Source organism: Nocardioides dokdonensis FR1436 (assembly GCF_001653335.1).
Classification (GTDB): domain Bacteria; phylum Actinomycetota; class Actinomycetes; order Propionibacteriales; family Nocardioidaceae; genus Nocardioides; species Nocardioides dokdonensis.
The window spans coordinates 3,167,854-3,192,111 of sequence record NZ_CP015079.1 but is presented as its reverse complement, the minus strand read 5'-3'; the positions used below and the strand labels follow the sequence as shown (position 1 = coordinate 3,192,111).

At 74.2% G+C, this 24,258-nt stretch carries 29 protein-coding genes and 1 riboswitch; of the genes, 5 read left to right on the top strand and 24 right to left on the bottom strand.

Features of this window, described 5'->3' with window-relative positions:
* Positions 1-178: 178 nt before the first annotated feature.
* The gene (locus tag I601_RS15100) at positions 179-703 is read right to left on the bottom strand and encodes an SseB family protein (RefSeq protein WP_068111422.1); all 525 of its coding nucleotides are present in this window, start codon (positions 701-703) and stop codon (positions 179-181) included.
* A gap of 92 nt (positions 704-795) precedes the next feature.
* Between I601_RS15100 and I601_RS15095 the strand changes: the two genes are divergently transcribed.
* Genes I601_RS15095 through I601_RS15080 form a run of 4 tightly spaced genes read left to right on the top strand, consistent with a single transcriptional unit; the run spans position 796 to position 4,021 of the window.
* Positions 796-1,266 (top strand): hypothetical protein, encoded by a 471-nt coding sequence (locus I601_RS15095; RefSeq protein ID WP_068111419.1) that lies wholly within the window; start codon positions 796-798, stop codon positions 1,264-1,266.
* Positions 1,266-2,507: an alanine racemase gene (locus I601_RS15090; RefSeq protein WP_068111416.1), complete on the top strand. Its 1,242-nt coding sequence runs from the start codon at positions 1,266-1,268 to the stop codon at positions 2,505-2,507. The genes I601_RS15095 and I601_RS15090 overlap by 1 nt, the downstream gene beginning before the upstream one ends.
* Entirely contained in the window at positions 2,485-3,087 is a 603-nt protein-coding gene (locus I601_RS15085; RefSeq protein WP_068111413.1) for a nucleoside/nucleotide kinase family protein, read from the top strand. Before I601_RS15090 ends, I601_RS15085 begins: the two co-directional genes overlap by 23 nt.
* 10 nt (positions 3,088-3,097) lie before the next feature.
* Entirely contained in the window at positions 3,098-4,021 is a 924-nt protein-coding gene (locus I601_RS15080; RefSeq protein ID WP_068115024.1) for an aldose 1-epimerase family protein, read from the top strand.
* Positions 4,022-4,042: 21 nt separating this feature from the next.
* On the opposite strand, the gene I601_RS15075 is transcribed toward I601_RS15080, so the two are convergent.
* The 3 genes from I601_RS15075 to I601_RS15065 are packed head-to-tail and all read right to left on the bottom strand — an operon-like array spanning position 4,043 to position 5,629.
* Positions 4,043-4,519, bottom strand: a complete 477-nt coding sequence (locus I601_RS15075; protein WP_068111409.1) for a PH domain-containing protein — start codon at positions 4,517-4,519, stop codon at positions 4,043-4,045.
* On the bottom strand, positions 4,503-5,351 hold the full coding sequence (gene hisG / locus I601_RS15070) for an ATP phosphoribosyltransferase (protein WP_179948541.1): 849 nt from the start codon (positions 5,349-5,351) through the stop codon (positions 4,503-4,505). Before hisG ends, I601_RS15075 begins: the two co-directional genes overlap by 17 nt.
* Positions 5,352-5,365: 14 nt before the next feature.
* Positions 5,366-5,629 (bottom strand): phosphoribosyl-ATP diphosphatase, encoded by a 264-nt coding sequence (locus I601_RS15065; RefSeq protein WP_068111406.1) that lies wholly within the window; start codon positions 5,627-5,629, stop codon positions 5,366-5,368.
* Between the two features lie 241 nt (positions 5,630-5,870).
* Here I601_RS15065 and I601_RS15060 point away from each other — a divergent pair, with 241 nt between their 5' ends.
* Positions 5,871-6,350, top strand: coding sequence for a GNAT family N-acetyltransferase (locus I601_RS15060; RefSeq protein WP_068111403.1), 480 nt, complete (start codon positions 5,871-5,873; stop codon positions 6,348-6,350).
* Here I601_RS15060 and I601_RS15055 read toward each other — a convergent pair.
* From I601_RS15055 to I601_RS14960, 20 genes are all read right to left on the bottom strand, one after another.
* Positions 6,304-6,642, bottom strand: coding sequence for a hypothetical protein (locus tag I601_RS15055; protein ID WP_157520201.1), 339 nt, complete (start codon positions 6,640-6,642; stop codon positions 6,304-6,306). The two genes, I601_RS15060 and I601_RS15055, sit on opposite strands and share 47 nt — an antisense overlap.
* Before the next feature lie 29 nt (positions 6,643-6,671).
* The gene (ribH, locus tag I601_RS15050) at positions 6,672-7,148 is read right to left on the bottom strand and encodes a 6,7-dimethyl-8-ribityllumazine synthase (RefSeq protein ID WP_068111397.1); all 477 of its coding nucleotides are present in this window, start codon (positions 7,146-7,148) and stop codon (positions 6,672-6,674) included.
* A complete protein-coding gene (locus I601_RS15045) occupies positions 7,148-8,431 on the bottom strand; it encodes a bifunctional 3,4-dihydroxy-2-butanone-4-phosphate synthase/GTP cyclohydrolase II (protein WP_068111395.1) in 1,284 nt (427 codons plus the stop codon). Before I601_RS15045 ends, ribH begins: the two co-directional genes overlap by 1 nt.
* Complete coding sequence (locus I601_RS15040) at positions 8,428-9,051, bottom strand: riboflavin synthase (RefSeq protein WP_068111391.1); 624 nt, start codon at positions 9,049-9,051, stop codon at positions 8,428-8,430. Before I601_RS15040 ends, I601_RS15045 begins: the two co-directional genes overlap by 4 nt.
* Positions 9,051-10,106: a bifunctional diaminohydroxyphosphoribosylaminopyrimidine deaminase/5-amino-6-(5-phosphoribosylamino)uracil reductase RibD gene (gene ribD / locus I601_RS15035; RefSeq protein ID WP_068115020.1), complete on the bottom strand. Its 1,056-nt coding sequence runs from the start codon at positions 10,104-10,106 to the stop codon at positions 9,051-9,053. Before ribD ends, I601_RS15040 begins: the two co-directional genes overlap by 1 nt.
* Before the next feature lie 117 nt (positions 10,107-10,223).
* Positions 10,224-10,371: riboswitch (FMN riboswitch) on the bottom strand.
* 72 nt (positions 10,372-10,443) lie between these two features.
* A complete protein-coding gene (locus I601_RS15030; RefSeq protein ID WP_068111388.1) occupies positions 10,444-10,890 on the bottom strand; it encodes a maleylpyruvate isomerase N-terminal domain-containing protein in 447 nt (148 codons plus the stop codon).
* Positions 10,887-11,558, bottom strand: a complete 672-nt coding sequence (rpe, locus tag I601_RS15025) for a ribulose-phosphate 3-epimerase (RefSeq protein ID WP_068111384.1) — start codon at positions 11,556-11,558, stop codon at positions 10,887-10,889. The genes I601_RS15030 and rpe overlap by 4 nt, the downstream gene beginning before the upstream one ends.
* Before the next feature lie 25 nt (positions 11,559-11,583).
* Positions 11,584-12,105: a nitroreductase family deazaflavin-dependent oxidoreductase gene (locus I601_RS15020; protein WP_068111380.1), complete on the bottom strand. Its 522-nt coding sequence runs from the start codon at positions 12,103-12,105 to the stop codon at positions 11,584-11,586.
* Positions 12,106-12,149: 44 nt separating this feature from the next.
* Positions 12,150-13,766 (bottom strand): RecQ family ATP-dependent DNA helicase, encoded by a 1,617-nt coding sequence (locus I601_RS15015; protein ID WP_157520197.1) that lies wholly within the window; start codon positions 13,764-13,766, stop codon positions 12,150-12,152.
* A gap of 59 nt (positions 13,767-13,825) precedes the next feature.
* Complete coding sequence (ligD, locus tag I601_RS15010) at positions 13,826-14,776, bottom strand: non-homologous end-joining DNA ligase (RefSeq protein ID WP_068111373.1); 951 nt, start codon at positions 14,774-14,776, stop codon at positions 13,826-13,828.
* Positions 14,777-14,785: 9 nt separating this feature from the next.
* Complete coding sequence (locus I601_RS15005; RefSeq protein ID WP_084527678.1) at positions 14,786-16,132, bottom strand: RsmB/NOP family class I SAM-dependent RNA methyltransferase; 1,347 nt, start codon at positions 16,130-16,132, stop codon at positions 14,786-14,788.
* Positions 16,133-16,163: 31 nt separating this feature from the next.
* Positions 16,164-17,087 carry a methionyl-tRNA formyltransferase gene (gene fmt, locus I601_RS15000; RefSeq protein WP_068111367.1) on the bottom strand — a complete coding sequence of 308 codons (924 nt, stop codon included), beginning with the start codon at positions 17,085-17,087 and terminating at the stop codon, positions 16,164-16,166.
* Between the two features lie 16 nt (positions 17,088-17,103).
* Positions 17,104-17,649 carry a peptide deformylase gene (def, locus tag I601_RS14995; protein WP_068111365.1) on the bottom strand — a complete coding sequence of 182 codons (546 nt, stop codon included), beginning with the start codon at positions 17,647-17,649 and terminating at the stop codon, positions 17,104-17,106.
* Positions 17,650-17,677: 28 nt separating this feature from the next.
* Positions 17,678-19,726, bottom strand: a complete 2,049-nt coding sequence (locus tag I601_RS14990) for a primosomal protein N' (protein WP_169834714.1) — start codon at positions 19,724-19,726, stop codon at positions 17,678-17,680.
* Between the two features lie 150 nt (positions 19,727-19,876).
* Entirely contained in the window at positions 19,877-21,073 is a 1,197-nt protein-coding gene (metK, locus tag I601_RS14985) for a methionine adenosyltransferase (protein WP_068111362.1), read from the bottom strand.
* Between the two features lie 90 nt (positions 21,074-21,163).
* A complete protein-coding gene (coaBC, locus tag I601_RS14980) occupies positions 21,164-22,360 on the bottom strand; it encodes a bifunctional phosphopantothenoylcysteine decarboxylase/phosphopantothenate--cysteine ligase CoaBC (protein ID WP_237089426.1) in 1,197 nt (398 codons plus the stop codon).
* 58 nt (positions 22,361-22,418) lie between these two features.
* On the bottom strand, positions 22,419-22,754 hold the full coding sequence (rpoZ, locus tag I601_RS14975) for a DNA-directed RNA polymerase subunit omega (protein WP_068111359.1): 336 nt from the start codon (positions 22,752-22,754) through the stop codon (positions 22,419-22,421).
* Positions 22,755-22,764: 10 nt separating this feature from the next.
* A complete protein-coding gene (gene gmk / locus I601_RS14970; protein WP_068111356.1) occupies positions 22,765-23,364 on the bottom strand; it encodes a guanylate kinase in 600 nt (199 codons plus the stop codon).
* Positions 23,361-23,687: an integration host factor, actinobacterial type gene (mihF, locus tag I601_RS14965; protein WP_068111354.1), complete on the bottom strand. Its 327-nt coding sequence runs from the start codon at positions 23,685-23,687 to the stop codon at positions 23,361-23,363. The genes gmk and mihF overlap by 4 nt, the downstream gene beginning before the upstream one ends.
* 109 nt (positions 23,688-23,796) lie before the next feature.
* A complete protein-coding gene (locus tag I601_RS14960; RefSeq protein ID WP_068111351.1) occupies positions 23,797-24,240 on the bottom strand; it encodes a hypothetical protein in 444 nt (147 codons plus the stop codon).
* Positions 24,241-24,258: the final 18 nt, after the last annotated feature.

Here is a 24,258-nt window from a genome sequence, read left to right as displayed (position 1 = left end):
GTGCGGTGGTGCTGCGGCGGTCGTTGCGGGTGGGAGACGATCGTGCCTGGCCTCCGCTTGAAGATCAGCCCGAGCACCACCCCTTGCAGGGAGCACGGCGAACCAATCGGTCGAGAGCCACTCTAGCGGAGAGCGGCACCCGCGCCCAAACGAGGCGCGCGCGGGTCTCGGGGACGGTTCAGGGGGTCGGGCGCAGCCACCCGATGCCGGTCCCGACCCGCACCGGCGTCCAGCCCGCCCCCAGGGCCTCGAGGTCGGCGCCCTCCACGACCAGCCGGACCGGACCGGCGACGTCGACCAGCAGCGCCGCCGCCTCCTCCTGCACCGCGGCCTGGGCGGCGTACGGCGCGGTGACCGGGACGGGGCGGGCCTGCGGATCCCAGCCCGCCATCGTCTCGGTGCTGGTGAAGGAGAGCAGCGCGGTGCGTCCGTCGGCGCCGGTCAGCAGGACCGCCGCCATGTCGCTGGACTTGTCGCGGGCCAGCCCGCGCTCGTCGACCTCGACCTCGCCCAGGAGCGCCACGACCGGCACCAGCAGACGGGCGGTGGTCAACGCGTCCAGGCAGGCGAGGTAGGTGTCGGGGTCGCGCGGTGCGGCGTCGTACGCCGCCAGCGCGGCGGTGAGCGCGGCGTCGGCTCCCCCGGTGTCGCCCGGGAACCCCGGGCCGGCGAGCAGGCGCTGGTGCTGGTGCTGGTCGTCCACGCGCCCAGTGTCCCCGGTCGGCGCGGGCCCGGTCGAGTCGTCGCCGGACGAGACGGCCGATGGGTGCTGGGGTCCTGTGACAGGCTTGGGTCATGGACGAGGCCGCCTGGACCGCGCTCGCGATCACCCTGACCGTGCTCGGCGGTCTGTACACCGTGGTGGCCTGGCGCCGTCGGGGCCTGGTGCCCGCGATGCGGGGAGCGGCGCTGACGCTGCTGGTGCCGGCGGCGTACCTGACCAGGACCCTGCGGATGTTCACCCGCATCGCCGACGCGGTCACCGACTGGGCGCTCGGCCTGGTCTTCAGCCCGGCCGTGTGGACCGGGGTCGCCCTGGCCGGGGTCTCGGCGCTGCTGCTGGTCGGCGCGCGGCTGCTGACCAGGCGCCGCCAGCGGACCGGGACCCCCCTCAAGGCCGGCAGGCGCGAGAAGGCCGGCAAACCCGTCGAGCCCGGGCGCGGTGACCGCCCGGCAGCGGTCGAGCAGGGTGGCAAGGGCCGACCGGCGATCGACGACGACCTCGCCGACATCGAGGCCCTGCTGCGCAAGCGCGGCATCTCCTGATGGTTCGTCCCGACAGCCCCGGCAGCCCCGCTGCTCGCAGCCGGCTCTGGGCCCGTCTCGACACCGCGGTGCGGGCCCTGCCGACCCCACCGCCCACTCCGCTGCTCGTGGTCGACCTCGACGCGTTCGACGCCAACGCCGCCGACCTCGAGCGCCGCGCGGGCGGCACCCCCCTGCGCCTGGCCTCGAAGTCGGTCCGGGTCCCGGCGCTGCTGCGCAGGGCCCTGGCGCGCGACGGGTTCCGCGGGGTCCTCTCCTACACGCTGCGTGAGGCGCTGTGGCTGGAGGAGCAGGAGATCAGCGACGACCTGCTGGTGGCCTACCCCACCGTGGACCGCGACGCGCTGGGCACCCTGGTCGCGTCCCCGCGCTCCGCGGCGCGCATCACGCTGATGGTCGACGACGTGGCCCACCTCGACCTGGTCGACTCCGTGCGGTCGTCGCGGGCCGTGCCGGTGCGCATCGCGATCGACGTCGACGCCGGTCTGCGCATGGGCGGGCAGCACGTCGGCCCCAAGCGCTCGCCCCTGCACGACGTCGACGAGGTGCTCGCCCTCGCCCGGGCCGTGGTCGACCGGCCCGGGTTCACCCTGGTCGGTGCGATGACCTACGAGGGCCAGGTGGCCGGCGTCCCCGACGACGTGCCGACCGCGCGCGCCCGGTCGCTGGTGGTGCGCCGGTTGAAGGACGCCTCGCTGAGCCAGCTCACCGAGCGCCGCCGGGTCCTCGCCGAGGCCTTGACCGCCCTGGTCGGTCCGGCCGGGCTGGAGCTGTGGAACGCCGGCGGCACCGGGTCGGTGGAGGCGAGCGCGGCCGACCCCGTCGTCACGGAGGTCGCCGCGGGCTCCGGCCTGCTGGTGCCGGCGCTCTTCGACCACTACCGCTCCTTCGATCCCCGCCCGGCGGCGTACGTCGGGCTGCCGGTCACCCGGCGTCCCTCGCCGACGATCGCGACCGTCCACGGCGGAGGCTTCGCGGCCTCCGGGGCGGCCGGGGCCGACCGCCTCCCCCTGCCGTGGGCTCCCCCGGGCCTGCACCTGACCGGTCTCGAGGGGGCCGGCGAGGTGCAGACCCCGTTGACCGGACCGTCCGCGCCGATGCTGTCGATCGGCGACCTGGTCTGGTTCCGCCACGCCAAGGCCGGCGAGCTCTTCGAGCACGGACGCACCGTGCAGCTGCTCGCCGGGGACCGCTTCGCCGAGGAGGTGCGCACCTACCGTGGTCACGGACTCGTCTTCTGAGGTCGCCCGGCTGGTCCTCGACCTGGCCTTCAGCAGGCCACCGTCGCTCGGCGGGGAGGGCCGCCTGGTCTGCATCGACGGGCCCGCGGGATCCGGCAAGACCACCCTGGCCGCCGCGGTAGCGGCTGCCGCCGAGGTGCCGACCCGGGTCGTGCACCTCGACGACCTGTACGTCGGCTGGGACGGTCTGCCGGGGGTGCCCGACCAGCTCGAGCAGCTGCTCTCCCCGCTCGACCGCGACGCTGCGTGCAGCTACCAGCGCTACGACTGGGAGGCCGGCGCGCTGGCCGAGGACGTCATCGTCGAGCCGGTCCCGCTGCTGGTGGTCGAGGGCGTCGGCGCCGGCACCGCCCGCATCTCGCCGATGACCACGGTGCTCGTGTGGGTCGAGGCGCCGGCCGGGCTGCGGCTGCAGCGCGGGCTGGACCGCGACGGCGACGGCCTCGCCGAGCACTGGGACGCCTGGGCCGAGGCCGAGGAGCACCACTTCGAGCGGCAGGGCACCCGGGGCCGGGCCGACGTGGTCGTCGACGGCACCGGGCGCACCGGCCCGCGCACCGTCGTGCCGGGCGCGTCCTAGGGTGGCGCGCATGCTTGCACCCAGCGGGGACCAGTTCGAGATCGCAGCGGGCGGCTACCGCGCCGTCGTCACCGAGAGCGGCGCGGCGCTGCGCGAGCTGTCGTACGCCGGCCGGGCGCTGGTCGACGGGTTCGACGTCGACGAGGTGTCCCGGGGCGGGCGCGGACAGCTGCTGGCACCGTGGCCCAACCGGCTCGGCGACGGACGCTTCACCTTCGGCGGGCGCGAGCTGAGCCTGCCGCTGAGCGAGCACGAGCGCCGCAACGCCTCGCACGGCCTGGTGCGCTGGGCGGCGTGGACGCTCGAGGAGCACACCGCGCACTCGGTCTCCCTGACCTACCGGCTGATGGCGCGGTCGGGCTGGCCCTGGACCCTCGACCTGCACGTGCTCCACGACCTGTCCGCGGACGGGCTGACGGTCACCCTGACGGCGACCAACATGTCCGCCGAGCCGGCGCCGTACGCCGCCGGGGCGCACCCGTACCTGCGAGTCGGCGACGGGCCGGTGGACGACCTGGAGCTGACCCTGCCGGCCTCGACCCGCTACCTGGTCGACGACCGGATGCTGCCGGTGGGCACCGAGCCGGTCGACGGTGGCGAGCTCGACTTCCGGGTCTCCCGGCCGGTGCGGGGCACGGTGCTGGACACGACGTTCACCGACCTCGAGCGCGACGAGTCCGGGCAGGCGACCACCAGCCTGCGCGACCCGTCCACCGGTCAGGGGGTCAGCCTCTGGGTCGACCCCGCCTGGACCCACCTGCAGGTCTACTCCGCCGACGACGCAGGCGCCACGGCCCGCCGCTCGCTGGCGGTCGAGCCGATGACCGCTCCCCCGGACGCGCTGCGCTCGGGCACCGACCTGGTCACCTTGGCCGCCGCCGGTGAGCCCGGCGACGAGCACTCCGCCTCGTGGGGCCTGCGCGCGCTGGACTGAGCCAGCTCCGGCCGGACGCTCCTAGCGGGGCAGCTCGGCGGCCAGGGCGCGCAGCTGGCGCGCAGCCAGACGGGCACGGCCACCGTCGGAACCCTGGATGCCCATGGCCGCGACGGTGGTGCCGTCGCTGAGGTCGAGCGTGGCCCACGGGGCTCCGGGCGCGAGCTGGACGCCCACGACCTGCTCCCAGGCCAGCTCACGGCGCCGGAAGCCGTTGACGACGACCAGCCGGTCGCGCTCGGCCACCACCCGGGAGCGCACCAGCGCGAACATCGCGCCGAAGCCCAGGGCCCCCAGGAAGACCAGGGTGCCGCGCTGGAAGGTCGTGAACCGGGCGCGGACCTCCGGGCCGAGGCTGATCCAGGCGGCGGCGAAGACGACCAGCAGCCCGACGCCGAGGACGACGCCGATGACGCGAGGACCGAGCGGGCGCCAGGTGTGCGGGAGCTCGGGACCCAGGCTCGCGGCCGGGTCGTGGCCCTCAGAGGCGGCAGGCATGGATGTCCGTCAACAGGATGCCGCGCGCGCCGATCTGCCAGAGCTCGTCCATCAGGCGCTGGGACCCGGCCCGCGGGACCATCGCCCGCACCGCCGACCAGCCGTCGCGGTGCAGCGGCGCCACCGTGGGGCTCTCGATCCCGGGCGTGAGCCGGACCGACTCGCTGACGATGTCGGTGGGGATGTCGTAGTCCATCATCACGTAGCTGCGCGCGACCAGCACGCCCTCGATGCGTCGACGCAGCGACTCGAGACCGGGGTGCACGTCGTGCAGGCGGCTGATGAGCACCGCCTCGGACTCCAGGATCGTCTCGCCGAAGACCTCGAGCCCCGCCTGGCGCAGCGTGCTCCCGGTCTCCACGACGTCGGCGATCGCGTCGGCCACCCCGAGCTGGATGCTGGTCTCGACCGCGCCGTCGAGGCGGGTCACGCTGGCCTCGATGCCGCGCTCCTCCAGGAACGCGCTCACCACGCCGACGTACGACGTCGCGATGCGGGCGCCGGCGAGGTCGGCCAGCTCGGTGAACCGGCCCGGGCGGGCCGCGAAGCGGAACCGGCTGCGGCCGAAGCCCAGCGTCAGCGCCTCGTCGGCCTGGGCGCCGGAGTCGCGCAGCAGGTCGCGACCGGTGATGCCGACGTCGAGGGTGCCCTCGCCGACGTACAGCGCGATGTCGCGCGGGCGCAGGTAGAAGAACTCGACGCCGTTCTCGGCGTCGGTCAGCGTGAGCTGCTTGCTGTCCTCACGCTGGCGGTAGCCGCTCTCCTTGAGGATCTCGGAGGCGGAGACGGACAGGGAGCCCTTGTTGGGGACTGCCACTCGCAGCAACGACATGGGGGTGGGGCCTCTCAGAGGTGGGCGTAGACGTCGTCGAGCTCGAGGCCGAGGGCGAGCATCATGACCTGGAGGTGGTACAGCAGCTGGCTGATCTCCTCGGCCGCCCGCTCCTTGCCCTCGTGCTCGGCGGCCATCCAGGACTCGGCGGCCTCCTCGACCAGCTTCTTGCCGATCGCATGGACCCCGGCGTCGAGCTCCTGCACGGTGCCCGACCCCTCGGGACGGGTCCGCGCCTTCTCGGCCAGCTCGGTCCAGAGCTCCTCGAACGTCTTCACGGTCCCAGAGCCTAGGCGGTCCGGCCCCGGCACCCGGAACCGGATCGCAGGAACGAGACCTGCACGACAGCCGCGCTGCACAATGACCCCGTGGACGCTGCCCCGACGCTCACCGACCTGACCTGGCCGCTGCGCACCGAGCGGCTGCGGATCCGCCCCGCGCTCGTTGCCGACGTCGAGGCGGTGTGGGCCTACCGGCGGCTCGACGACGTGGGCCGACGCCGCCGGGCACCAGGGCGACTTGTCCGCCTTCGCGACGTGGTTCGGCCGTCCGGAGCGCCTGGCCAGGACCCTGGTCGTCGAGCACGAGGGCCGCCTGGTGGGCGACCTGATGCTCCGCGTCGAGGACGGTTGGGCCCAGCTCGACACGGCCGGTGCGGCCGCGGGCGTGCAGGCAGAGCTCGGCTGGGTGCTCGACCCGGCGTACGCCGGTCGGGGGCTGGCCACCGAGGCGGTCGAGGCGCTGCTCACGATCTGCTTCGACGACCTGGGGCTGCGGCGCGTGAGCGCCAACTGCTTCGCGGGCAACACGGCGTCCTGGCGGCTGATGGAACGCGTCGGGATGCGCCGCGAGGCGCACCGTGTCGCCGACTCGCTGCACCGCGACCTCGGCTGGGTCGACTCCTACGACTACGCGCTGCTGGCCGAGGAGCGAACGGGCGGGGCGGTCCCGCTCAGGGACGACGCCCGGCGAGGCGCCACCACGCCGCCAGCAGGCTGACGCCGACGAGGACCAGGGCGGTGGCGGCCCCGACGAGGTCGAGGCCCTCCCCCCGGTGGGCGGCATCGCCCGTCAGCGCCGCCGCGCCGAGCACGCCGGCGCCGGCGCCCAGACCCAGCAGCGCCAGTCCCGCGGTCCGCAGGCCCGGTCGCCGCTGCCAGCGCACCGAGAAGGACGGACGCTCCCGCAACCGGTCGGCCCCGACACCCAGCACGGTCTCGACCACGACCCACACGAGCACCGCGCCCGCCACGCACGCGGACACGAGCAGTGCTGTCAGTCCCCCACCCATGAGGCCACCCTGGCAGATGCCGCGGCAGCTCAGCTGCGAAGGGAGCGCAGCGTGCGGGCGGTGTGCAGGGCGGCGGCGGTCGCCTCGTAGCCCTTGTCCTCCTTCGAGCCCTCCAGCCCGGCGCGGTCCAGCGCCTGCTGGTCGTCGTCGCAGGTGAGCACGCCGAACCCGATCGGGACGGTGTGGTCCAGTGCCACCCGGCCCAGGCCGTCGGTGGCGGCGTTGCACACGTAGTCGAAGTGCGGGGTGCCGCCGCGGATCACGACGCCGAGGGCGATGACGGCGTCGTAGCCCTGCTCGGCCAGGGCCGAGGCGACCACGGGCAGCTCGAAGGTGCCGGGCACCCGGACCACCTCGAGGTCGCGCACCGAGAAGTCGGCCGCGGCCCGTCGGGCGCCGGCGAGGAGGCCGTCCATGACCTCGGTGTGCCAGGAGGCCGCGACGACGGCGACCCGCAGGTCGCTGCAGTCGACGGGCTCTGCGGTGGGGGCGCCGTGGCCGCTCATCAGATGACTCCGTTCGTGGTCGCGTCGGCCGCGGGACCCTCGAGGTCCGGCAGCACGTGGCCCATCCGGTCCCGCTTGGTCAGCAGGTAGGCCAGGTTGTGGTCGTTGGGGTGCGGCGTGAGCGGCACCCGCTCGGCCACGGGGACCCCGAAGTCCTCGAGGCTGCTGACCTTGTCGGGGTTGTTGGTCATCAGGCGCACCGAGCGCACCCCGAGGTCGCGCAGGACCTGGGTGGCGGTGCCGTAGTGCCGCGCGTCGGCGGGCAGGCCGAGGTCGAGGTTGGCGTCGACGGTGTCGCGACCGCCGTCCTGGAGCTGGTAGGCCTGCAGCTTGCCCAGCAGGCCGATGCCACGACCCTCGTGCCCGCGCAGGTAGACCACGACGCCGCGCCCCTCGGCCACGATGCGCTCGAGGGCCTCGTCGAGCTGGGGGCCGCAGTCGCAGCGGTCGGAGCCGAAGACGTCGCCGGTCAGGCACTCGGAGTGCACCCGGGTCAGCACCGGCACCTCGGTCCTCAGGTCCTCGGGGTCCCCGTAGACCAGCGCCACGTGCTCGGAGCCGTCGACGGTGATCCGGTAGCCGTACGCCGTGAAGTCGCCGTGCCGGGTCGGCAGGCGGGTCACCGCGGAGCGTTCCACCAGCGTCTCGTGGCGGCGGCGGTAGCGCACCAGGTCCTCGATCGAGATCATCGCCAGGTCGTGCTCGTCGGCGAACGCGCGCAGCTCCGCGGCCCGCTTCATCGTGCCGTCGTCGTTGACGACCTCGACCAGCACACCGGCCGGCGTCAGCCCGGCCAGCGACGCGAGGTCCACCGCGGCCTCGGTGTGGCCGCGGCGCACCAGCACACCGCCCTCGCGGTAGCGCAGCGGGAACACGTGGCCTGGCCGGGTGATCTCCCACGGCTCGGTCGCGGAGTCGGCCAGCACCCGCGCGGTGTGGGCGCGGTCGGCCGCCGAGATCCCGGTGGAGACGCCGTCGCGGGCGTCGACCGAGATCGTGTACGCCGTGCGCAGCTTGTCCTTGTTGTGCGGGGTCATCAGCGGGATCTCGAGGCGGTCCAGCATCGCTGCGGGCATCGGCACGCAGATCACGCCGCTGGAGTGGCGGATCGTGAACGCCATCAGCTCCGGGGTCGCCTTGGAAGCGGCGAAGATGATGTCGCCCTCGTTCTCGCGGTCCTCGTCGTCGACGACCACGACGGCCTTGCCGGCGGCGATGTCGGCGATCGCGCGCTCGACGCTGTCGAGGCGGATGCGGTGCAGCGTGGGGTTCTGCTCGGTCATGCGTCGTGCTCCTTCTGCTGGCTGCTGGGCAGGTGCGCCGCCAGCAGCCTCTCGACGTGCTTGGCGAGGATGTCGACCTCGAGGTTGACCCGGTCGCCGGGCTGGCGGTGACCGAGGGTGGTGCGGGCGAGGGTCTCGGGGATGAGGCTGATCGTGAAGCTCGTCGGCCCGGCCTCGACGACGGTCAGGCTGACGCCGTCGACGGTGATGGAGCCCTTGTCGACGAGGTACCTCGCCAGCGCGGGCGGCATCGAGACCTCGACGACCTCCCAGTGCTCGCTCGGCTCGCGCCGCAGGACCTCGCCGACTCCGTCGACGTGGCCCTGGACGATGTGGCCGCCGAGGCGCTTCTGCGCGGTGACGGCGCGTTCGAGGTTCACCCGGTCACCGGAGGTGAGGGTGCCCAGCGACGTCTTGTCGAGCGACTCCTTCATCACGTCCGCGGTCCAGGTGCTGTCCTCGATCGAGACCACCGTGAGGCAGCAGCCGTTGACGGCGATGGAGTCGCCGAGGCCGGTGTCGCCCAGGACGACGTCTGCGGTGATCGAGAGGCGGATCGCGTCGCTGAGGTCGTCGATCGCGGTGACCGTGCCGAGCTCCTCGACGATGCCGGTGAACATCAGGCGTCTCCTCGTGTGGTGGGGATGGGCTGCGCGTGCGGGACGAGCGTGAAGCGGACGTCGGGCTGCTCGCCCGCCACGACCGGCTCCAGGACGGTGACGTCGGTGACCTGGGGGCGCCAGGCATCGGAGATGGTGCGGATGCCCAGGTCGGCCACGGCCGCGTGGCCGGCGCCGAGGAAGAACGGGGCGACGTAGGCCACGACCTCGTCGACGAGGCCGGCGGCGAGGAACGCCGCCGCCAGGGTCGGGCCGCCCTCCAGGAAGACGTGGCGGCGCTCGCGCGCGGCGAGCGCGGCCAGGGCCTCGCGGGGGTCGCGGGTGCGCAGGTGCAGGGTCGGGGCGTCGAGGACACCCTCGACCGGCTGCAGCACCCGGCGCCGCGGGTCGAGGTCGCGCTCCCCCATCACCACCCGCAGCGGCTGGCGGGGCAGCGGCCGGTCCTCGGCGTCGCGCACGGTCAGCAGCGGGTCGTCGACCGCCACGGTGCCGGTGCCGACGAGCATCGTGTCGGCCAGGGCGCGCAGCCGGTGGGTGTCCCGGCGCGAGGCGGTGCCGCTGACCCAGCGGCTGGTGCCGTCGGCGGCGGCGCTGCGCCCGTCGATCGTGGTGGCCAGCTTCCAGGTCACGAACGGGCGACCGCGCTCGACGGCGAAGCTCCACACCCGGTTGAGCTCTCGCGCCTCGGCCTCCAGCAGGCCGGTCTCGACCTCGACGCCCGCCGCGCGCAGGGTGGCGACTCCCCCGGCGGCGAGCGGGTTGGGGTCGCGCTGGGCCAGCACCACGCGTCGTACGCCGGCCTCGACCAGGGCCCGGGAGCACGGGCCGGTGCGCCCGGTGTGGTCGCACGGCTCGAGCGTCACCACGGCGGTGCTGCCGCGGGCGGCGCCGCCGGCGCGCGCCAGGGCGTCCGCCTCGGCGTGCGGGGTGCCGGCACCGCGGTGGTGGCCCTCGGCGACCACGGTCCCGTCGGGGGCCAGGAGGACGCAGCCGACCCGGGGGTTGGGGTGCAGCGGGACCCCCGGGGTCGCTGCCAGCTCGAGGGCGCGACGCATCGCGTGCTGCTCGTGGCCGGTGCTGCTCACGTCCGCTGCCCTTCTCGGTCCGTCGCGGACCCCGGGGCTGACTGCGGACTCGTCACCGCGCGCGGAGCGGCGGCGGCTGAGCCTGCTGTGCGTGCACTTCCCATCCGGACTTTGACCGTCGGTCCAGGAGCTTCACCTGGTCAACCGGTCACTGGCGGTGACCGGGTCGCGGACTTCTGGTCGACATCGACCAGTCACCGCCGGCTCGGATTTTCACCGACCCCAGAGCACGCGAGCAATGTTCACTCGTCAGGAGGAGTCAATCACACACGGGCCTCGGTGCGACCGTGAGTCCCACCACGTGGGGTCAGGGCGTGCGGCCGTACGCCGCCAGCACCCGCGTGGCCCGGTCGGCGTCGGCGGACGCCTCGACCGGCCGGAACGCCTCGTCCCGGCGCAGCCGCTCACCGGCCGCCGTCGCGAAGGTCTCGAGGAAGTCGAGGCTGGCGGCGTCGAGCTCGACGGGACGTCCCAGCGCGTGCCCGACGTCCCACGCGTGCAGGGTCAGGTCGAGCACCGTGTGATCGACGCCCGGCACGTCGGCCAGGTGCTGCTCGTAGGCGGCGAGCACGTCGGCGGTCTCGGGCCGGTGCCCCGCCTGCTCCAGCTCGTCGGTGAGGTTGTCGGCGACGTGGGTGAGCACGTCGGAGACCGTCCACCCGGGGCACGACGGCACGGGCTTCGCCAGCTCGGCGGCGGCGAGGTCGGCGGTGACGGTGCGCAGCAGCCCGGCCGCGCGGGCGTAGTCGCTCACGCCTGCCCGCCCCGGGCGGCGGCGGCCGAGGCGCGCAGCTCCTGGACCATCGCGTCCGGGTCGTCGGCGGAGTAGACGGCCGAGCCGGCCACGAACACGTCGGCGCCGGCCTCGGCGCAGCGCTCGATGGTCTCCAGCGAGACGCCGCCGTCGACCTGGAGCCAGGTCTCGACGCCGTGCTTGGCCATCATCGCCCGGGCCCGGCGGATCTTGGGCAGCACCAGGTCGAGGAACTTCTGGCCGCCGAAGCCCGGCTCGACCGTCATCAGCAGCAGCATGTCGAGCTCGGGCAGCAGGTCCTCGTAGGGCTCGATCGGCGTCGCGGGCTTGAGGGCCATGCTGGCCCGCCCGCCTGCGGAGCGGATCTCACGCGCCAGGCGCACCGGCGCGGCCGCGGCCTCGATGTGGAAGGTGACCGACGCGCAGCCGGCCTCGACGTACGTCGGGGCGTGCCGGTCGGGGTCGTCGATCATCAGGTGCGCGTCGAGCGGGATGTCGGTCGAGCGCGCGATCGCCTCGACCATGGTCGGGCCGAACGTCAGGTTCGGCACGAAGTGGTTGTCCATCACGTCGACGTGCACCCAGTCGGCGCTGGGGATGCGAGCCACCTCCGCCCCGAGGTCGGCGAAGTCGGCGTTGAGGATGCTCGGAGTGATCTGGATGCCCACGAGCGGAGATCCTCTCACGCGTCGGTCAGGACGCCGCAGGCTCCAGGACGAACACCCGCAGCCGGCGGTGGGTGATCCGCGACTGGTAGCGGCGGTAGCCGACGTAGAGCTCCTCGGAGCGGCGCAGCACCTGCTCCATCTCCTGCGCGTCTGCCAGGCGGGCGACCACCGGGACCTCGGCGTCGCGGTAGGCCAGCGTGGCGTGCGGCTGCGCCTCGAGGTTCAGCGCCCAGGCCGGGGTGTCTGGCTGGCCGAAGTTCGTGCCGAGCAGCGCCAGGGTGTCGTCGTACGGGATCGCGATCAGGTGGGTGGTGCGCCGCTGGCCGCTGCGGCGTCCGGTCGTGGTCAGCTGCACGACCGGCAGCCCGGCCAGCAGCCCGGGCACGGTGTGCCGTCCCCCGGACAGCCGTTGCACGACGGAGTCCAGGTGCGGCAGGGTGCGGGAGAAGACCCACGCCCCGGGCCGCGAGGCCACCAGCGCCTGCAGCGCCCGCTGCACCGGGTTCGCGGGCCGGAAGCGGTAGGACAGGTCGGCGGGGATGCTCATGGCGGCTCCGGGTGCTGGGGATGATCCGCTGATCATGGCGCTCCTCAGCCGACGGTGTCGAGCAGGTCCTCCCGCTCGACCACCTCCAGGGACAGCGTGCGGTAGCCGACGTCGTCGAAGAGCACGGTGACCCGATCGGTCTCCACGTCGCTGACCACCCCGGCACCGAACTCGGCGTGCACGACCCGCTCCTGCAGGACGTAGGTCGCCTCGGCCGGCGCACCCTCCTCGGCCCGACCCTCCTCGGCCCGGCCGTCCTCGCAGGTGTCGCAGCGTCCGCAGCGCTCGTCGAGCGACGCACCGAGGTAGGCCAGCAGCAGCTCCTCGCGGCAGCGCCGACCCTCGGCGTAGGCGCGCATCATCTCCACCCGGGAGCGCTCCAGGCTGCGCTGCGCCTCGGCGAGCTCGAGCACCGCGTCGGCGCCGGTGCCCCGTCCGGACTCCTCCGCCAGGTGCGCCAGGTTGCGGATGCGCTGGATCTTGCGGCGCCCCAGGCCGGTCTCCTCCTGGGCGGCGGCCATCTCCACGCCCGGGGCCAGCGCCAGCACCCGGCGCACCTCCCCGCGCCCGGGGACCGACGGGGCGAAGAAGCGGCCCAGCGCGTGGTCCTCGGGCCGGTGCACCAGCGTGGCCACGGCCTCCTGGCCGTCGCGACCGGCACGGCCGGCCTCCTGGTAGTAGGTGTCGGGCGACTCCGGGGCCTGGGCGTGCACGACCCACCGCACGTCGGGCTTGTCGATGCCCATCCCGAAGGCTGAGGTGGCCACCACGACGTCGAGCTCCCCGGCCAGGAACGCCTCGAGGGTCTCCGCGCGGCGACGCTGGGGCAGTCCCGCGTGGTACGCCGCGACCCGCCGGCCCTCGGCACCCAGCAGGTCGGCGTACTCCTCGGTCGCCGGGCGGGTGCGGCAGTAGACGATGCCGCAGCCGGGTGCGGCTGCCGCCTCCAGCACCGCCCGCTGCTGCCCCGCCCCGTCGGCGACCGGCACCACCCGGAACGACAGGTTCTCCCGGGCGAAGTCGGTCACCACCGTGCGCGGCTCACGCAGGTGCAGACGCGCGGTGATGTCCTCGCGCACCGGCGGCGCGGCGGTGGCGGTCATCGCCACCACCCGCGGCCGGGCGGGTCGCTGGCCCAGCTCGTCGATCAGCTCGCCGAGCCGCGCGTAGTCGGGACGGAAGTCGCTGCCCCACGTCGAGACGCAGTGCGCCTCGTCCACGGCCACGAGCCCGGGCCGCGCGGCGGCGATCCGACGGCGTACCTCGTCGACGGCCAGCTGCTCGGGGGCGAGGAAGACGAAGTCCAGCTCACCGGCCTCCAGGGAGGCCAGCACCTGCTCGCGCTGCGCCTCCGTCTCCGCCGAGCTCAGCCGCGCCGCCCGGGCGCCGTGCTCGATCAGCCCGCCGACCTGGTCCTGCTGCAGCGCGATGAGCGGGGAGACCACCACGCACGGCCCGTCGAGCAGCAGCCCGGGCACCTGGTAGGTCAGCGACTTGCCGGCGCCGGTCGGGGCCACCAGCAGCACGTCGTGCCCCTCGAGCAGCGAGGTGGAGGCTGCGGCCTGGCCCGGCCGCAGCACGTCGCGGCCGAACACCTCGCTCGCGGTGCGGCGCACCCGGTCGAGAGCGGGGCTGGACGAGGGTTCTGGGGAAGTGCTCACTCCTCCTCCATGTCCACGTGGAGCACGATCTGCTCAACCCCTGAGGGTGAATCTCGGGCTCAGGCGTCCGCGTCGACGTCGACGTCGATGTCGTCGCGCTCCGCCCACTCCAGCAGGGGTGCGAGGTCGAAGGGGTGCTCGTCGATGCCCTCGTGGAGGTCGCCGAGCTCGGCGAAGCGCTGCGGGACCGTGCGGATCGTGAAGTCTCGGGGGTCTGCGTCGTCGATCTCCTCCCACCGCACCGGCGTGGAGACGCGGGCGTCCGGCACCCCGCGCACCGAGTACGCCGCGGCGATCGTGTGGTCGCGGGCGTTCTGGTTGTAGTCGACGAAGACCGCCGCCGGGTCGCGGTCCTTGGTCCACCAGGTCGTGGTGACGTCGCCGCTGCGGCGCTCGACCTCGCGGGCGAACGCCAGCGCGGCGCGACGCACCTCGGTGAACCCGTGCTCGGCGGGGACGCGCACGTAGACGTGCAGCCCCTTGCTGCCGCTGGTCTTGGGGTACCCGACCGCACCCAGCTCGTCGAGCACCTCGTGCACCACGTGGGCGACCCGCCGGACCGTGGCGTAGTCGCTCTCGGGGCCGGGGTCGAGGTCGATGCGCCACTCGTCGGGCTTCTCGGTGTCCGCACGCCGGCTGTTCCAGGGGTGGAGCTCGACCGTCGACATCTGCACCGCCCAGATCACCGACGCCAGCTCGGTCACGCACAGCTCGTCGGCGGTGCGGTCCCAGCGCGGGAAGTGCAGGCGCACCGTCTCCACCCAGTCGGGGGCACCCTTCGGCAGCCGCTTCTGGTGCACCTTCGGCCCGTCGAGGCCCTTCGGGAAGCGGTGCAGCATGCACGGGCGCTCCCACAGGGCGTTCACGATGCCCGGCCCGACGGCGAGGTAGTACTCGACGAGGTCGAGCTTCGTCGCCCCGATCTCGGGGAAGTAGACCCGGTCGGGGTTGCTGACGCGCACGACCCGGTCGTCGACCTCGATCTCCACCGCTGGCGACGTGCTGGGCATCCGCCGACCCTAGTCCCGGTCGGGCTCACCCGTGCGGCGGAGCAGGGCCAGGAACATCGCGTCGGTGCCGTGGCGGTGCGGCCACAGCTGCACGGTGCCGGGAAGCGGGCCCGCGCAGTCCGGCACCTGCGCGTGCTGCGGGGCCAGGTCGAGGAGCTCGACGTCTCCGCGGGTGGCGAGCGCCTGGGCCACGACGTCGCGGGTCTCGGCGAGCACCGGTGAGCAGGTGGCGTAGAGCACGACCCCGCCGGGACGCACCAGGTCGAGCGCCGAGGCGAGCAGGCGCTGCTGCAGGTCGACGAGCACCTCGAGGTCCTGCGGGCTGCGACGCCATCGCGACTCCGGGCGGCGGCGCAGCGCCCCCAGGCCGGTGCAGGGCGCGTCCACGAGCACCCGGTCGAACGTCCCGGCCACCAGCGGCGGGCGGGTGCCGTCGGCGGTGACGACGCCACGCACGCCGTCGGCGCCCGCGAGGGCGCGCGCGACCAAGGCGGAGCGGTGCGGGGCCTTCTCGACCGCCAGCAGCCCGGCACCGCGCCCGGCGGCGAGGCCGGCCAGGAGCGCGCTCTTGCCCCCGGGCCCGGCACAGAGGTCGAGCCACTCCTCGTCGCGGCCCTCGAGCGCCGCCTCGGCCAGGGCCACGGCCACCAGCTGGGAGCCCTCGTCCTGGACGCCGGCGACGCCGTCGGCCACGGCACGCACCTGGCCGGGGTCGCCGGAGGCCAGCACCACGCCGTACGGCGAGAAGGGCGTCGGCTCGCCGGGCAGGTCGTCACGGCTGCTGCGCCCGGGGCGGGCCACCAGGGTGACGGAGGGGGCGACGTTGTCGGCGGTGAGCAGGGCGCCCACCTCGTCGGCGGCACCGACGGCGTCGAGCGCCTCCCCCAGCGCCTCGACCACCCACACGGGGTGGCTGTGCACGAGCGCGTCGTGGGCGAGCGGGTCGGTGTCGCGGTCGGGGGCGATCTCGGCCAGCCAGGCGTCGAGGTCCTGGCGCGAGACCTTGCGCAGCACCGCGTTGGCGAACCCGGCGGCGCCGGGCCCGACCTCGGAGCGCACCAGGTCGACGGTGGTGGACAGGGCCGCGTGCTGCGGCACCCGCATCGCCAGCAGCTGGTGGGTGCCCAGGCGCAGCGCGTCGAGCACCTTGACCTCGACCTTGCGCAGCGGCCGGTCGATGCAGGCCGCGAGCACGGCGTCGTACGTCGCGCGGCGGCGCAGGGTGCCGGCGGCCAGCTCGGTGGCGAACCCCGCGTCGCGCCCGCTGAGCTGGTGCTTGCGCAGCAGCGCGGGCAGCACGAGGTTGGTGTAGGCGTCCGCGACCCGCACCGCCCGGAGGACCTCGAAGGCCACCATGCGCGCGGGGTCCACCCTCGGGCGCGCCACCTCAGACCCCGAGCCGGGCCCCGCTGGCCAGCCGGACGCCGCGCGCCCAGTCGGCTGCGGCCATCTGCTTCTTGCCGAACGCCTTCACCTCGCCCAGGCGGACCGCCTGGGAGCCGGTGCCGACGAGGACGTGGTTCTTGCCGACCTCGATCTCGCCGGGCGGCAGCGAGGCCTCCTCGATGCTCACCGCGCCGATCTTGATCCGCTCACCCTCGAAGAGCGACCAGGCGCCGGGGAACGGGGTGCAGGCGCGGATCCGTCGGTCGACGGCCACGGCCGGCTCGCTCCAGTCGACGCGGGCGTCCTCGACCAGGATCTTGGGCGCCATCGACACGCCCTCCTCCTGCTGCTCGCGGGTCACCAGCGACCCGTCCTCGATGCCGTCGAGGGTCTGCACCAGCAACCCGGCACCACCCTCGGCGAGCCGGCCCAGCAGGTCGCCCGCGGTGTCGGTGTCGCGGATGCGCTCGGTCATCACCCCGAACATGGGCCCGGCATCCATCGCCTTGACGATGCGGAAGGTGGTGGCGCCGGTGACCTCGTCGCCGGCCCAGATCGAGTGCTGCACCGGCGCCGCGCCGCGCCAGGCGGGCAGGCAGGAGAAGTGCAGGTTGATCCAGCCGTGCTCGGGGATGTCGAGGGCCGACTGCGGCAGGAGGGCGCCGTACGCGACGACCGGGCAGCAGTCGGGGCGCAGCTCGCGCAGCGCCGCCTGGAACTCCGGCTCGCGGGGGTGATCGGGCTTGAGGACGGGTACGCCGAGCTCCTCGCCGCGCTGGGCCACGGGGCTGGCCACCAGCTTGCGGCCGCGCCCCGACGGGGCGTCAGGACGCGTGACGATGCCGACCAGCTCGTGGTCGGACGCGACGATCGCGTCCAGGGCGGGCAGGGCGACCTCGGGGGTGCCGGCGAAGACGACGCGCATCAGGGGATCTCTCTTCTCACAGGCCCAGCCCGCGCGTGGCGTGCGGGCTGAGCTTGACGGTGGGCTTCTCGAGGCCGAACCACTCCGACTCACGGATCTCGCGCATCGCGGCCTTGCGGGCCGCGGCGTCGAGCCGGTCGATGAAGAGGACGCCGTCGAGGTGGTCGGTCTCGTGCTGGATGGCGCGTGCGAGCAGCTGGGAGCCCTCGATGGTGACCGGCTCCCCGTGCATGTCGAAGCCGCGGGCCACCACGGAGAGGGCCCGACGGCAGTCGTAGACCAGGTCGGGCAGCGACAGGCAGCCCTCCGGGCCCTCCTGCTCGTCCTCGGACAGGTCCAGCCGCGGGTTGACGAGGTGGCCGACCTCGCCGTCGACGTACCAGGTGAAGACCCGCAGCCCGACGCCAATCTGCGGCGCGGCCAGGCCGGAGCCGGGGGCCTCGAGCATGGTGTCGGTGAGGTCTCCCACGAGCAGGCGCAGCTCACGGTCGAAGTCGACGACCTCGATCGCCGGCTTGCGCAGGATCGGGTCGCCGAAGAGGCGGATCGGCTGGGTGGCCATGGCGGCCATCCTAGGAGTGCGGCCGGGGCTACAGGCTCGGCGGGTCGACCTGGATCCGGACCGGGTCGAGCTTGCGCGAGGAGCGCATCCGCTGCAGGTCACCCAGCGCCTGCGACAACGCACCGCCCTGGTGGCGCGGCACCCGCACGACCACCCGGCTGCGGCCCTCGTCCTCGGGCAGCTCGACCGGGCCCAGCACCTCGGCGGACTCGGGGGCCTCGAGCAGCACCAGGGCGTCGTCGATCGCGCCCGGCTCGCCGGTGATCGTGGCCAGCCGGGAGGCGGGCGGCAGGTGCGCCTCGACCCGGGAGGCCGCCTCGCGGGCCGCGAAGCCGCCCAGGTCCCAGCGCACCAGCGCCTGCAACGACGCCAGGGCGGGGTCGCCCACCACCAGGGCGCGGCCGCCGGGACGCACCAGCGCGATCGCGTTGGCCCAGCGGCGCACCGCCTCCTCGACGGTGCGCAGGTCGGGGCGGGCCAGCAGCAGCCAGGCGTCGAGCAGCACCACCGCGGCGTAGCCGCCCTCGGCCACCGGCTCGGCGCCCGGGGTGGCCACCACGATCGCCGGGCGGGCGTCGACGTGCGCGAGCACGTGCTCGCGCGCCGAGGTGCGCACCAGCGCGTGCGGGAAGGCCCGGCCCAGCTCCTCGGCGGTGCGCGCCTGGCCCAGGACCGGCGCCCGCAGCCCGCGGTGCCCGCACTCCGAGCACGCCCAGGCCGGGGCGGCCGTGCCGCACCAGCGGCAGGCGGGCGGGTCGGTGGGGCCGGGCTGGCGCAGCGGGCCGGTGCACACCGTGCAGCGCGCCGGGGTGCGGCAGCGCTCGCAGGCCAGCGCGGCGGCGTAGCCCTGGCGCGGGTTCTGCACCAGCACCGGTCCCTCGGGCAGCGCCTGCTTGAGCAGGTCGTGGACCTGCTTGGGCAGCCGGCTGGTGCGCGCCCGCGGGTCGCGGACGAGGTCGAAGTCGGTGGCCCCGGCGATGGCCACCGTGACCGCGGCGCGCACCGTCTCGCGGGGGGCGCTGAGCTCGTGGGCCCACCCGGTGCGCAGCAGGTGGTCGGCCTCGACGGTGCGAGCGAAGCCCCCGACCAGCGCCGCCGCGCCGGCGCACTCCGCGCGCAGGAGCAGCGTCTCGCGGGTGTGGCAGTAGGGCGCCCGGGGCTCGGCGTGCAGGTCGTCGCCGTCGTCCCAGACCACCACCAGCGACAGGGCGGCCACCGGGGCGAACGCCGCCGCCCGGGTGCCCACGGCGATCCGGCGGTGCCCCCGCGCCAGGCGCAGGAACGAGCGGTAGCGGGCCGCCGGGCCGAGGTCGGCGGTCAGGACCGCGTGCTCGGGGCGGTCGCCGGTCAGGGCGGTGAGGGCGGCGTCGACCCGGTCGACGTCCTTGCCGTCGGGCACGCAGACGACCACCCCTCCCGGAGCGGCCAGCGCGGCCTGCGCGACCAGGTGCGGCCAGTCGGCGCCGGGCGGCGGGTTCCAGACCGCCCGGGGGGCCGCCCCGTCGTGCAGGTGGCCCAGCCAGGCGGCGGCGTGGGTGTGCCCGGCCCAGGCGTCCACGGCCTCCGCGAGGTCGCGGCGTACGACGGGGGCGGGCGCGGGGTCCTCGGCCTTCTCGGTGGTGGCGTGCCGCGGCGGGACGGCCAGGCGCAGCACGTCGGAGCGGGTGCCGGCGTAGCGCGCGGCGACCGCGGCGGTGAGCGTGGCCACCTCCGGGGTCAGCACGGGCTCGGGGCTGACCACCCGGCGCAGCGGCAGCAGCGTGCCCGTGTGCTCGGTGGTCGCGGCCCGCTCGACCAGGAACCCGTCGGTCTCCTTGCCCGCGAAGCGCACCTTGACCCGCACACCCGGACGCGCGTCGTCGGCCATGGTGGCCGGCACCGAGAAGTCGAAGGGCCGGTCCAGGTGCGCCAGCGGCACGTCGACCAGCACCCGCGCCACCGGCAGCTCCGACGCGGTCTCCGCCTGGGCCGCCTTGCGCTCCCGGGTGGCCCGCGCCTTGGCCTGCGACTGCTTCAGGGTCGCGCGCACCAGCCCGGGCAGCAGCTCGGGCTGCGCGTCATCGGGTCCGGTCGGCATGGGTGCTGTTCTAGCAGCAGCCGGGGACGGCCTCGCCGGCCGAGCGGCGTACGGGGCCACTTGTCAGGCAAGTCCTGCGCTTGTTGGGCGTTGCAACACCCATCAAGTGCATGAGTCCCCGGTCGACCGGGGACTCATGCAGGTCGGCCGTCAGGCGCCGACGGCGGCCTTGAGCTGCTCGGCGCGGTCGGTGCGCTCCCAGGTGAAGTCGGGCAGCTCACGACCGAAGTGGCCGTAGGCGGCGGTCTGGGCGTAGATCGGGCGCAGCAGGTCGAGGGCGTCGATGATCGCGGCGGGGCGCAGGTCGAAGACCTCCAGCACCGCGGCCTGGATCCGGTCGTCGGAGACGGTGCCGGTGCCGAAGGTCTCGACGAACACCCCGACCGGCTGGGCCTTGCCGATCGCGTAGGCGACCTGGACCTCGCAGCGTCGGGCCAGACCGGCGGCGACCACGTTCTTGGCCACCCAGCGCATCGCGTACGCGGCGGAGCGGTCGACCTTCGAGGGGTCCTTGCCGGAGAACGCGCCGCCACCGTGGCGGGCCATCCCGCCGTAGGTGTCGACGATGATCTTGCGCCCGGTCAGCCCGGCGTCGCCCATCGGGCCGCCGACCACGAACCGGCCGGTCGGGTTGACCAGCAGGCGGTAGCCCTCGCTGGGGATGTCGAAGCCGGCCAAGACCGGGTCGATGACGTGCTTCTTGATGTCGGGCTGCAGCATCGTCTCGAGGTCGACGTCCTCGGCGTGCTGCGTGGACAGCACGACGGTGTCGATGCGCACCGGGCGGTTGTCCTCGTCGTACTCGACGGTGACCTGGGTCTTGCCGTCCGGACGCAGGTAGGCCAGCGTGCCGTCCTTGCGGACCTCGGAGAGCCGCTCGGAGAGCACCTGGGCGATCTTGATCGGCAGCGGCATCAGCTCGGGGGTGTCGTCGCAGGCGTAGCCGAACATCAGGCCCTGGTCGCCGGCGCCCTGCTTGTCCATGGCGTCGACCGAGGACTCCAGGCGCGACTCGTAGCCGGTGTCGACACCCTGGGCGATGTCGCCGGACTGGCCGCCGATGGCGACCATCACGCCGCAGGAGGCGCCGTCGAAGCCCTTCTCGGAGTGGTCGTAGCCGATCTCCAGGATCCGCTGGCGCACGATCGACTTGATGTCGACGTAGCCGGTGGTGGAGACCTCGCCCGCCACGACGACGAGGCCGGTGGTCAGCAGCGTCTCGACGGCGACCCGGCTGTGCGGGTCCTGGCGCAGCATCTCGTCGAGCACGGCGTCGCTGATCTGGTCAGCGATCTTGTCGGGGTGACCTTCGGTCACAGACTCGGAGGTGAACAGGCGTCCGGACATGTCGGCTCCTCGGGTTGCGGCGATCGTCGCAAGACTAGACAGCACCCGGTACCACCGGGTCGGTGTCTCATTCCTACCGGTCGGGCGGGCTCAGTCCCTCATCCGGAGGGTGACCTGGTCCCAGATCGCGTGCGCCAGCGCGCTCTTGGGCCCCAACGGTACGTCGACCGCGGCACCGTCGGCGCCGAGGATGACGGCCTGGTTGTCCTCGCTGCCGAAGACGGCGCCACCGCTGACGTCGTTGACCACCAGCAGGTCGCAGCCCTTGCGGGCGAGCTTGGCGCGGGCATGGTCCAGCACGCTGCCGTCGGCGTCCCCGGTCTCGGCGGCGAAGCCCACCACGACCTGGCCGGGCCGGGCGCGCTCGTGGGCGACCTCGCGGAGGATGTCGGGGTTCTGCACCAGCGCGACGGGGGCGGCGGTGCCGTCCTCGCGCTTCTTGAGCTTGGCGCTGCTGACGTCGACGGGGCGGAAGTCGGCGGGGGCGGCGGCCATCACGACCGCGTCCGCGCCGGCGGCGGCCTCGACGACGCCCGCGCGCAGCTCGGCGGTGGTCTCGACGTGCACGACCTTGACCCCGGCGGGGTCGGCCAGCGACGAGTTCGCGGCCACCAGGGTGACCTCGGCGCCCCGGGCGAGCGCGGCGCGGGCCAGCGCGTAGCCCTGGCGGCCCGAGGACCGGTTGCCGAGGAAGCGCACCGGGTCGAGGGGCTCGCGGGTGCCGCCGGCCGAGACCAGCACGTGGCGACCGGTCAGGTCGCGCCGTCCGGCGCCGGCGAGCACGTCGCGACAGACCTCGAAGATCTCGGCGGGCTCGGGCAGGCGGCCCTTCCCGGTGTCGGCACCGGTCAGACGGCCCTCGGCTGGCTCGAGGACGAGCACGCCCCGCTCGCGCAGGGTGGCGACGTTGGCGCGGGTGGCGGGGTGCTCCCACATCTCGGTGTGCATGGCCGGGGCCAGCACCACCGGGCAGCGCGCGGTGAGCAGGGTGTTGGTGAGCAGGTCGTCGGCGAGCCCGTGGGCGGCCTTGGCCATCAGGTCGGCGGTGGCCGGGGCGACGACGACGAGGTCGGCCTCCTGGCCGATCCGCACGTGCGGGACCTCGTGCACGTCGGACCAGACCTCGTCGCTGACCGGTTTGCCGGACAGGGCGGCCCAGGTGGGTGCGCCCACGAAGCGCAGCGCGGCGGCGGTCGGCACGACGGTGACGTCGTGGCCCGACTCGCTCAGGCGGCGCAGCAGCTCGCAGGCCTTGTACGCCGCAATCCCGCCCGAGACGCCCAGCACGACAGCGGGCCGCTCCCCCGACGGGGAAGCGGCCTGCGTGGTGGAGGAGGTGCTCAGCTCACTCGCCCTGGCTGAACGAGGCACCGTCGGCGGCGGCGGCCTTGGCGGCGGCCTCCTCGGCGGCGAGCTCGGCAGGGTCGATGTCGACACAGGTCAGGAGGTCCTCGTTGATCTCGCGCAGCGCGATCGAGAGGGGCTTCTCCTGGACGTGGGTCTCGACGAGCGGGCCGACGTACTCGAGCAGGCCCTCACCGAGCTGGGAGTAGTAGGCGTTGATCTGACGGGCACGCTTGGCGCTGTAGAGGACCAGCTTGTACTTGCTGTCGGTCTTCGTCAGCAGGTCGTCGATCGAGGGGTTGGTGACCCCCACGGCTTCGATGTTCGGGGCAGACAATCTAGGCGCCTCACAGATCGTTGGGGTGGTCGCTCGGGTCGAGCATCATCAAGGTTACCAAGTCGTGGGCCGCGGAGTGAACTTCGTGGTTGACGATGGTGACGTCGAACTCGGGTTCGGCCGCCAGCTCCTCGCGCGCCGTGACCAGCCGGCGCTCGCGTTCCTCGGGCGTCTCGGTGCCCCGGCCGACCAGCCGGCGCACCAGCTCGTCCCACGACGGGGGCTTGAGGAAGACGAAGAGCGCGTCCGGCATCGTCGTGCGCACCTGCCGGGCGCCCTGCAGGTCGATCTCCAGCATCGAGGGCCGCCCTGCGCCGAGCGCCTCCTCGACCGGGCCGCGCGGGGTGCCGTAGCGGGCCGCGCCGTGCACGACCGCCCACTCGAGCATCTCGCCGGCAGCGACGAGGCGGTCGAACTGGGCGTCGTCGACGAAGCGGTAGTGCACGCCGTCGACCTCACCGGGTCGCGGCGAGCGCGTCGTGGCCGAGACCGAGATCCACACGTCGGGGTGCAGCTCGCGCACCGCAGCCGCGACCGTGCCCTTGCCGACGGCCGTAGGGCCGGCCAGCACGAGGAGACGGGTACGACGCACGGGCTCCGCGGGGCTCAACGTGCCTCTCGGGAGCTGAACTCCTTCTGGAGGGCGGCGACCTGCTTGGTGCCCAGCCCGCGGACCCGGCGGCTCTCGGCGATGCCGAGACGCTCCATCATCTGCTTGGCGCGCACCTTGCCGAGCCCCGGCATCGACTGCAGCAGGTCGACCACCCGCATCTTCGCGATCACCTCGTTGGTCTGGCCCTCGGCCAGCACGTCGACGATGGAGGCGCCGGAGTTCTTGAGCCGGTTCTTGACCTCGGCCCGCTCCCTACGGGAGGCCGCCGCCTTCTCGAGCGCCGCCTGTCGTTGTTCGGGTGTCAGCGGAGGAAGTGCCACGGTCGTCTCAGGTCCTTCGTCGGTGCATCGGGCGGAGCAGGAAGGGGCCAATCTAGTCAGAAGTCTCAGCGGGCGGCAACGCGCACGCCCGACAACGGCTGTTCCGGGCTCACTGGTACAGAGGGGTGCCGCACACGTCGCGCACCTGCGTCTCGATGTCGCCGAGCGCGGCCAGGGTGGTGGGACGCACCAGCTCCCGGGCGGCGCCGTCGATCGCGGCCCGCTGCTGGTCGTCGATGCCGTCGGGCGGGTCCTCGCGGTCGTACGACGCCGGGTCGACGTCGGCGTCCTCGAGCGCCTCGCTCAGCGCCTCGACCCGACCCACGACCTGCTGCCACTCGTCGGCGACGTCGCGCGGGGCCGCCTCACGCAGGTCCTGCAGCTCGGGCAGCACGCTCAGCAGGGCGTCAGGCCCGCCCGCGGCGACCGCCTCCGTGAGCGCGACCTGGTGCTCCTCCACCCGCTCGCAGTAGGCCTCGAACGGGTCGCCGCTGCAGCCGGTGAGCAGGCCCACCAGCACGGCAGCGCCGACCAGCGCCGCTCTCGCCCTCATGCCGGCTCCCTCGTGCCG